5 protein-coding genes are annotated in these 9,863 nt (G+C 66.5%); 2 read left to right on the plus strand and 3 right to left on the minus strand.

All coding sequences use genetic code 11. From position 1 onward, the window contains the following. Positions 1-96 precede the first annotated feature (96 nt). Both ACVTJA_RS32000 and ACVTJA_RS32005 read left to right on the plus strand, forming a co-directional pair. The gene (locus ACVTJA_RS32000; protein WP_465825334.1) at positions 97-3,231 is read left to right on the plus strand and encodes a TonB-dependent receptor; all 3,135 of its coding nucleotides are present in this window, start codon (positions 97-99) and stop codon (positions 3,229-3,231) included. Positions 3,232-3,260: 29 nt separating this feature from the next. Next, complete coding sequence (locus tag ACVTJA_RS32005; RefSeq protein ID WP_465825335.1) at positions 3,261-3,935, plus strand: hypothetical protein; 675 nt, start codon at positions 3,261-3,263, stop codon at positions 3,933-3,935. Between the two features lie 60 nt (positions 3,936-3,995). On the opposite strand, the gene ACVTJA_RS32010 is transcribed toward ACVTJA_RS32005, so the two are convergent. The 3 genes from ACVTJA_RS32010 to ACVTJA_RS32020 form a co-directional block, all read right to left on the minus strand. Further along, complete coding sequence (locus ACVTJA_RS32010) at positions 3,996-6,206, minus strand: S8 family peptidase (RefSeq protein WP_465825336.1); 2,211 nt, start codon at positions 6,204-6,206, stop codon at positions 3,996-3,998. Between the two features lie 632 nt (positions 6,207-6,838). After that, positions 6,839-9,274, minus strand: a complete 2,436-nt coding sequence (locus tag ACVTJA_RS32015; RefSeq protein ID WP_465825337.1) for a S8 family serine peptidase — start codon at positions 9,272-9,274, stop codon at positions 6,839-6,841. Positions 9,275-9,452: 178 nt separating this feature from the next. Continuing rightward, positions 9,453-9,848, minus strand: a complete 396-nt coding sequence (locus ACVTJA_RS32020; protein ID WP_465825338.1) for an energy transducer TonB — start codon at positions 9,846-9,848, stop codon at positions 9,453-9,455. Positions 9,849-9,863: the final 15 nt, after the last annotated feature.

The following is a 9,863-nucleotide window of genomic DNA, read 5'->3' on the forward strand; positions in this document are numbered from 1 at the left end:
TCAACCTCCCGAGCCACCCGGGGACGATGGTTGCCCGGGACCGGATGACGGTACTGAAGGCTCCCCCTCCCGAAACCTCCGCCGAGGGGAATCCCCATGCACCGTTCCCTTCAGGTCGTCCGGACCTTCGCCTCGCGCAGTCTGGTGCTCGTCACCTGCCTGGCGGGAAGTGTGGCCCTGGCCCAGAGCTCCTCGGTGTTGTTGGGCACCATCATCGATGCCTCGACGAAGCAGCCCGTCCCGGACGTGGTGGTGACCGCCCGCGCGCCCAGTCTCCAGGGGGAGCGGGTGGCCGTCACCAACGACGCGGGCCAGTACCGCATCCCGCAGCTGCCTTCCGGTGTGTACACGCTGCGGTTCGACAAGGAGGCCTACCGGCCCTTCTCGCGCGACGGAGTCACCCTCCGGCTGGGCTACTCGGTGCGCGTGAATGTGGAGCTGCTCCCCGAGTCGGCCTTGAGCGAGGAGATTCTCGTCGAGGGAAGCCCTCCCACCATCGACGTGGGCTCCACCACCACCGGGCTGAACATCAGCGAGGAGTTCATCCGCGACGTCGCCGTCATCCCGCCCGCCACCAAGAACGGGGCGGCCCGCTCCTTCGAGTCACTGGCGAGACTGGCACCCGGTGCGGTCTTCGACGTCTACGGAGTCTCCCTCAGCGGAGCCACCTCCCCCGAGAACCAGTACCTCATCGATGGCGTCTCGGTGAACGACCCCAGCACCGGGGTCAACGGCACGCCGCTGAGCGTCGAGTTCGTCCAGGAGGTGAATGTCATCACGGGCGGCTACCTGCCCGAGTTCGGCCGCGCCATGGGAGGCGTGGTCGAGGTGGTGACGAAGTCCGGTTCCAACGAGCTCCACGGCTCGGTCTTCGGAAACTACACGCCGGGAGCGCTCGCCACGTCGGGCAAGGAGATTCGCCAGGCGGTGGATGTCATCTCCGGCCAGGAGTCGCTGTGGAACCTGGGGGACTTCGGCGTCGAGCTGGGAGGCCCCCTCCTCCGGGACAGGCTCTGGTTCTACGCGGGCATCGCGCCCTCGTTCACCCGGTACCAGCTCGAGCGCAACCTCAACGTGCGCGTGCTCGACGAGAATGGAGAGCTGGTCGAGGACGAGAACGGCTTCATCCAGACCCAGCGCATCGAGGGGACGCAGCAGCACTACTTCGCGGATCAGTGGGGCCTGCAATACATCGGCAAGCTGACGTACCAGGCGCACCGGAACCACCTGCTCTCGCTGTCGGTGGTGGGCACTCCCGGCTCCTCTGGCGGCCCGGGGCGCTTCTCCATCCTTCCCGACAACGGCGCTCCGGAAGTGAGCGTGATTCAGGGGCCGCTGGAGGCGCAGGCCACCCAGCGCACCCGGAACGGGCTGGACGCGGGGCTCAAGCTCTCCTCCTCGTTCCTCGACAAGCGCCTGTTGCTGGATGCCACGGCGGGGTGGCACCACCAGGGCAGCGCCGTGCGTGCCTCGGATGGCACGCGGGCGGGCAGCACGGAGGGGCTCGCGTACGTCCCCCAGGTCAGTTGGCGCAGGACGACGCCATACGAGCACTCCCTCGTCGAATTCGAGCAACCGCCGGACCCTTCCGTCTGCGGCGCCACCCCGGAGGAGGCGGCGCTGCGCTGCCCCGTCTTCAACTATCTCACCGGCGGCCCGGGCTTCCTGGAGGAGCGCACGCTGGACAGGCTTCAGGGCCGGCTCGTCGGCACGCTGCTGGCGAAGGCGGCGGGGCAGCACGTGCTCAAGGTGGGACTGGAAGCCGAGTGGATGCGCTACGACCATATCCGGGCGGTGAGCGGCGGCAGCCTGCTGCGCGAGTCGAGCGGAGGAGACTCCTTCGATGACTTCGTCCAGTACGGCTTCCTGACCGGACCCGACCAGGCGGTGCTGCTCGACTCGTTTCAGACTCTCTCCAAGTCCAACTCCCTCGGCGCCTTCGTCCAGGACAGTTGGAACGTGCGCGACCTCGTCACCATCAACGTGGGGCTTCGCTATGACGCCCAGTGGCTGCGGGGTGGAGACGAGCTCGCGCTGGCGCTCGCCAGGCAATGGTCACCCAGGCTGGGACTCATCGTCGACCCCACCCGCTCCGGCCGGGCCCGGCTCTTCGCCAGCTACGCACGCTATTTCGAGAGCGTCCCGCTGGACCTCATCGACACCTCCTTGCCGGGCACTCCCCAGGTGCTCTCGCGCAAGAGCGCGGAGGTGTGCCGTCCGCTGGAGCCGGGGTTTCGGGAGGCCTGCGCCTCGGACCGTGCGCGGCTGCCCTACCTGGAGGAAGAGTCGCCCCTGGACCCCAGCCGACGGTGGCTGGCGGTGGGGGCGGGCAACACCCTCGTGGATCCGGACATCCATGCCCAGTCCACCGATGAGTGGGTGGTTGGTGGAGAGCTCCATCTCCTCGCTCATCTCCGCGTCGGTCTCTCCTATACGCGGCGCTCGCTCAACAGGGCCGTGGAGGACATGAGCCTGGACGAGAAGAGGACGTACTTCATCGGCAATCCCGGATATGGCCTGGGGCAGCCCCTCGGCAAGGCCACGCGGACCTACGACGCGGGAACGCTCTTCCTGCAGCGGAGCCTCGCGGATCGGTGGCTGTTCCAGGCGAGCTATACGCTCTCCTCCGTGCGCGGCAACTACGAGGGCCTGTTCCGCAGCGAGACCGGCCAGCTCGGTCCGAACCACACCAGCGCGTTCGATTCGCAAACGCTGACCATCAACAGCGAGGGCCCGCTGCCGTCGGACCACACGCACCAGTTCCAGGCGTTCGCCTCCCGGGAGTTCGTCATCGGAGCGCACCTGAGCGTCCAGTTGGGGCTCTCGTACTTCGCGACCTCGGGGATGCCCTATAGCTATCTCGGGGCGGACCCGGTGTACGGCCCACTGCAGGTCTTCATCCTTCCCCGCGGCTCCGCCGGACGCCTGCCCTGGTATCACCGCATCGATACCCGCCTGGCCATCACCTATACGCTGACGAAGACGCTGACCGCCTCGGTCGGTGTGGATGTGTTCAACTTCTTCAACTTCCAGGCGGCCACCTCCTACGACGAGTCGTACACGTACTTCCCTGTCGTTCCCATCCAGGACGGGACGCCGGAGGATTTGCCGGAGCTGCGGGGCCTGGATGGCGAGCTGCTCGGGCCCGAAGCGCTCAACAAGAACTTCGGCAAACCCACCAGCTACCAGTTGCCACGTTCCATCCGGCTCGGCGCCCGGCTGTCCTTCTAGCGGCACCCGTGGCTGTCAGGAGAGCCCGCATGCGCAGACACTTCCTGGGGTTGACGACGGCAGCCGTCCTCATCACGTCCTGTGACACACAGCAGCCCGACATCGGCTGCCCGGTCCAGGGCGTCGATTGGGTGGCAACCTACAAGCCCGTGGGCGAGAACACGTGCCCCGAGCTCCCGGGAGAGTTGCTCGGCGTCCAGAAGTACCAACGCCAGCTCTTCCTCAAACCACAGACGCTCAACGACATGGACCCGGCGGATGAGCTGGACCCCAACCACCCGCCATACGCGTCTGGCGACCTGCCCGCGGAAGCGGATGCGGACGGCCTCTGCACCGTCGTCTCTCTTTCGGTGGCGGAGAAGCATGTGCCCCAGGGCTCGGAGCCGTCGCTTCCCACCGATGCCGTCTATCATTGGAGCAACGTCCGGCTCGTGGCGCTGCCGGAGGTGCCGGGAACGCAATTGATCGCAGACATGGAATACACGGCGACGTACGCCGCGCGGGAGTGCACCGCCCGGTATGAGGTCTGGGCGATGTGGCCTGGCAATGTCGACTGTGAGTCCGCGGAGTCACCGGGCACGCCCGACGACAGCCTCTGCCAGACTTCCGGGATCATTCCTCCCCGCTTCGCCGTGACCTGCGATCCCGCCCAACTGCGCTGCGTCCCCGCCCAGCGTCCGCCGTCACTGCGGAGTACTCCATAGGCTCGCAACGCTCGCTCCCACGAGGGGCCCGGCAACCGCACTCCGTGTGCTACGGCCTCCTCAATCGTCGACTGGCCTAGGTTTCGCAGGGGGACTAATGATAAACGGTGGCCCCGACGCAGCACCAACATCCCTCAGTGGCATCGGCGTGCGCCCTGGAACCAGCCTCCAGGTGATGCGGCCCACCTCCTGCCCCTCATGGAGTTGGCGGATGGCAATCTCATATGCGTTCTGACGCAGCATCTTGGGGATGTCGACCCTCAACCATGCGGGAATGCGCGCCTTCGCGGGGAAGAGCCACTCGCCCAGCGGGTGGTGCCCGGTGGGTTTGATGGGCAGCAGCGCCACACCGGGCTTCCCCTCATACACGTATCGTGGCGGCAGCAGCCCCAATCGCTCCCGGACGGGAGACTCCACTTCCAGGTACACCCGCGCCTCCTGCGGCAGGCGCGCCACCACCTCCAGCGCCATCCTCCGCGCGATGTCCGGCGCCCCCGTCACCAGGAAGGGCAGCCTCACGAGGCCGAAATGATTCGGCTCAGTGCCCGCGACATTGAAGCTGCGCCAGGTGACTTTGTTGTTCTCACGGATGAATCTGCGGAAGTTGTCGAAGTCCATCAGGTCCGCGAGCGCGGGGGCCGGTTCGGACGCAGTGCTGAGCAGCCCGACCAGGGAGTAGTGGTCGGTGGCGGGAATCTGGGCGCCAGGCCAGGTGAGCGGTGGAAAGAGCGTGAGCATGTCCCCGCTGGGCAACGAGGGCAGCGTCACCGAGCCGATGAGGTTCCATTGTTCGGGAGTGACGAGCGTGGCGACCTCGGCCCAGTAGATGGTTGCCTCCACGCTGGTGGCTGCCGCCCCGCCCCGGTTGCGGGCACGGATGTAGAGGTAGTTGTCCTGGCCGCGCCTGGCCTCGAAGCCCAGGGTGGCATCGTTCGCGGCACCGCTCAGTTCTCCGAATTCCGCCTCCGCATTGGCGACGGTGGCGGGCCTGAGGATGAGGTCCGGGCTGGCACAGAGGAGGCCCGAGTGCGGCTCTCCCGTGTCTCCCACGTGGTCGCGAAGGTAGACGTCGGGAACGATGTCGAGGCAGTCTCCGGCAATGGCCCTCAAGTCCGGCATCACGCCGATACCATCAGTCGGAGAGGCCGAGGGCGTGCCGAAGGCGGGGTTGCTCAGGATGGCGCGCATTTGCTGGGGGCTCAAGCGGTAGCCCATCGCCGCGGAGGCCATCCCCTGGGTGGATAGCGCGGCCCCCGTGACGATGGACGAGGCGCTGGACGTGCCGTTGAAGGTGGCGGTGTATGCGTCGTGCACCGCACCCGCGGGGTCGGTGGTGGCGCTCTCGACGTGCTCGCCCCAGCCGAAGCAGTCGACGCGGCTCCCGTAGCAAGAGAAGCCCAGACGGGTGTGAGGCGCAGCAGAGGAGGCGGCGCCGACGATGGTGGCCCCCGAGTCCCTGAAGCCAGCCGTGGGCCCTGCGGCCCGATTGAAGATCTGGCGACCCCTGGAGTCCACCACGGTGTCCAGGTCGACGTTCCCGTTGCCCCCGGCTTCCACCACCACGACGCCCAGGGCAGTCGCCAGGCGGACCACGTCGAAGACGGCAGGCTCAATCTCGACCGGAACCCGAGTATGCCCCCAGAGAGACGTCTGCGCCTCCAGCAGGAGGACGTCCCCGAATTCCATCACGATGATGGCGTCCAGGATGGGCTGCGCGGTGCCATACCCGCCGTCGGTGAGCCACTGCGAGACGACGCGCACGGAGGTCAGGTTGGGGGTGATGCCGACGCAGCCCACGGTGTTGTCAACGGCGGTGACCTCGCCCAGCACCGAGGTCCCGTGGGAGAAATACTTCTTGTTGATTCCTGAGATGAGCGTGATGCCATGGTCCACGAGATCTTCGTGGTCGAACTTCCAGCCCCATTCCAGGTCCACGAAGCCGAGCCCGGCTCCATCCCCGCCCGGCACATTCCAGGCGAATTCGGCGTCAATCCCATCCGGCGCAGGGTCCAGGTAGCCCTGGTTCATCCAGTGTGGCTCATCTGCGGCATTCACCAGCGGGGGCTCGACAGGGCCGGGCTCGACATAGGCCTGCTCCACGGCTCGCGACTCGCTGAGCCGCTGGACCACCTCTTCCGGTTCCACTTCCGCGGGAACCTCCAGGACAAAGTACGAGGCGAGGTCCACCGGCTCATAGGTGGAGTCCGTCTCGGCCGCACGCTTCACCATGGAGCGCAGCTCCTCGGGGGATTGACGGAACAGCCGCGTCATGCGGAAGTCCGGGAGCCGCACGGCCAGACGGGGCAGTAGCGTTTCGACGTCCTCTGGCGTCGGGGTCTGGGGTGGCTCCATCCAATCCCTGAACTTCACCACGACCCTGGGTGGGAGCAGACTTCCGCACTCTGCCTCGCGTTTTGGATTGCTCCCGCCATTGCCTTTGACTCGCGAACGTCCCTGCATGGCACCCCCTCCTGGATGTGGAAGGCCGCGCGACCTCGGTCGGCGTCCAGGTGAAGTTGGTAATCACTTCCGTCCCAGGAGAAGTGGCGAGAAGCCATCTAAGCCCTGGCGGGGCTGCTTCGAAGTCCGCCCCCCACCCGCGATGAGCGCTCCGAGGCGAAAGGGAGCTGCCGTTGGAGCGCATCAGCCGGGCAGGCTCAGACGGACCTTGTCCTGGCTGTTGTGTGAAAGGAATACATCGAAGCTCCCCCTCGCATGGCGCTCCCCTCACGCGCTCGAGCCCACCGTCATCCCTCAAGGTGGACACGTCCCTGCCGGAGTGAGGTTCCTCCCGGCCCGTTGTGACCGCGCTCCAAGCCGTGGCCCCGCCAGGGAATGCACCCCTGGAGTGCGCCTTCGCCCCGGGCACACGGCCCATCGCGAGGGGGCGTGTGCCGCGGACCTCAAGGACGCGTATGAGGGTAGGTGATATTCGGCGGCCCTGACCCATCATGCCCTTGTCGCCCCTGTGGCACCGGCTCGCGCCCTTGGCCGAGCAGCCACGTGATGCGGCCCACCTCCTGCCCCTCATGGAGCTGGCGGATGGCAATCTCATACGCATTCTGACGCAGGTGCTCGGGGATGGAGACCCTCAACGCGGCGGGAATGCTCTCCTTCGCGGGGAAGAGCCACTCGCCCAGCGGTTGGTACCCGGTGGACTTGATGGGCAGCAGCGGCACACCGCTCTTCTCCTCAGGCACGTACCTCGGTGACAGCTGCTCCAGGTGCTCCCGGAGAGGGGAATCTATCTCCAGGTACACCCGCGCCTCTTGCGGCAGACCGGCCACCACCTCCAGCGCCATCTTCCGCGCCATGTCCGGCGCTCCCGTCACCAGGAACGGCAACCTCTCGAAGTCGGAGAGAAGATTGGGCGTATCGCCCACGACGCTGAAGTTGAGCAAGGTGACGTTGTTGTCACGGATGAACTTGCTGAAGGTGTCGATGTCCTTGAGCGCCTCGGGGTCGGGGGCCGGGTCGGACTCGGTGTCCAGAATCGCTATCAGGCAATAGTGGTCGGGGTCGGGAATCTGGTCCCCGCGCCAGGTGAGCGGTGGGAAGAGCGTGAGCACGTCCCTGGTGGGCAGCGAGGACAGCGTCACCGAGTCGATGAAGTGCCAATCCACCGCGGGGATGAACGTGGCGGCCCTGGCCCAGTAGACGGTGGCTCGCACGTTGGTGGCCGCCCCAAGACCCCGGTTGCGAGCGCGGATGTAGAGGTAGTTGTCCTGGCCGGCCCAGACCTCGTTGCCCAGGGTTCCGCTGTCGGCGTTGGAGCTTCCTTGTCCGAATTCCGCTTCGGCATCGGCGACGGCGTCGGGCCTGAGGATGAGGTCCGGGCTGGCGCCAAAGCGGCCATCGCTCCGGTCTCCCGTGTCCCCCACATAGTCTCTCAGGTAGACGTCGGGAATGGCCGTGAGGCCGACGCTGGCGGTGCGCTTCAAGTCCGGCATCACGCCGATACCGTCGGTCTGGGCGGCCGAGGGCGTGCCGAGGGCGGAGTCACTCAAGATGGGACGCAGTTGCCGGGGAGTCAGGCGGAAGCCCAACCCCACGGAACCCACGCCCTGGGCGGAGGCCATGCCCTGCGTGGATAGAGCGGCTCCCGCGACGATGGCCGCGGCGCTGGAAGTGCCGTTGAAATTGGAGATGTATCTGGGGCGCCCCGGGCCGTGGGTGGTCACGACCTTCTCGCCCCAGCCATAGCAATCCACACGGCTTCCATGGCAGCAACGCGCTATCCGGGTGTGCTGAGCGTCGGAAGAGGCGGCGCCGACGAGGATGGCTCCCGAGTCCTTGAAGCCAACCCTGGCGCCCCCGGACCGATTGAAGACCCGCTGGCCCTGGTCGTCGACCACCGTGTCCAGGTCGACGTTCCCGTTGCCCGCGGCCTCCACCACCACGATTCCCAGGGCGGTCGCCAGGCGGATGACGTCGAAGACGACGGGCTCTATCTCGACCGGAACCTCGCTGTAGGTCACAGCCGGTGTGTCCGGGTCGAACGAAAAATCCGTATGCGCCTCCAGCAGGAGGACATCTCCGAATTCCATCACGGTGATGGCATTCACGATGGCCGGCGGGGTGCTGTACCAGAGTTCCCCGTCCTCATTCTTGTGCCATTGTGAGACGAGGCGCACGGAGGCAAGGTGGGGAGTGATGCCGACGCAACCCACGGCGTTATCCAATGCGGCGACCTCGCCCAGCACCGACGTCCCGTGGGAGATGGCATCGTAGTTCTCTCCGGAGATGAGACTGATGTCAGGGCGCTTGAGATCTCTATGGTCGAGCCACCAACCCCACTCCAGGTCCACGAAGCCAATCCCCGCGCCATCGCCGCCCGGCACCGTCCAGGCGAACCTGGCGTCAATCCCTCTTGGCGCTGGATCCAGGTAGCCCTGTTTCCTCGACTGTGGGTCATTCGAGGCATCCACCTGCGGGGGGGCGACCGGGCCTGGCTCGACATAGGCGTGCTCGAAGGCCTGCGGTACTTTCCGCAGAAGCCGGACCAGTTTCTTCGGATCCTCCTCCTCGGGAAGCACCAGCGCAAAGTATGAGGTGAGGTCCACCCCCGGCCGATAGGTGGGGTCCCTCTGCATCGCTTTCTTCGTCAAGGCGTGCAGTTCCTCGGGGGACTGGCTGAACAGTCTTGTCATCCGGAAGTCCGGAAGTCTCCCTTCCAGAGGGGGCAGGCGCGCTTCGACGTCCTTGCGCGTCGGGTTCTGGGGGAGCTTCACCCATTCCGCGAACTTCACCACGACCCTGGGCGAAAGCACCCTGGCGCGCTCGGCCTTGGGCCTTGGCTTGCTCCCGCCATTGCCTTTGACTCGCGAACGTCTCTGCATGGCTCCCCTCCTGGACATGGGAAGGCCGCGCGAACACGGCCGTCTTCCCGGAGAAGTTGGTAATCACTTCCGTTCCAGGAGAAGTGGCGAGAGGCCGTCTGAGCCCTGGCGGGGCTGCTTCGAAGTCCATCCCACGCGCGGCGAGCGTTCCGAGGCGGCGGATGTCTGCCGTTGGCGCTCATCGGTCGGGCAGACTCAAGCGGATGTTGAAGGTGTATTCCACCGCGATGGGGCGGCCCTCCAGCGTCACGGGCTGGTAGCGCGAAGCATGCAGTGCATCCAGCACGGCCCTTCCCATATGAGGCTGCGGCTTGAGGATACGGCACCGCTCGACCCTTCCCTCGGTGGTGATGACACATCTGACAATCATCAGGCCTTCGACACGGGCCGCGAGCGCCTCACGCGTGTATCGAGGTGTCGGCCCCGAGAGCTTCCGGGGGCGGGTCATCCCCACGTCGAACGAGCGCACGTCCATTCCCACACCGCCCACCTGCCCACCGACGGCTCCGCCGACCAGACCGCCCACCACGCCTCCAATCTCACCGTCGTCCGCCCCACCCTCCTCCCCCTCCACACCGTTCGCCGCTTC

The organism is Pyxidicoccus sp. M6 (assembly GCF_055568925.1).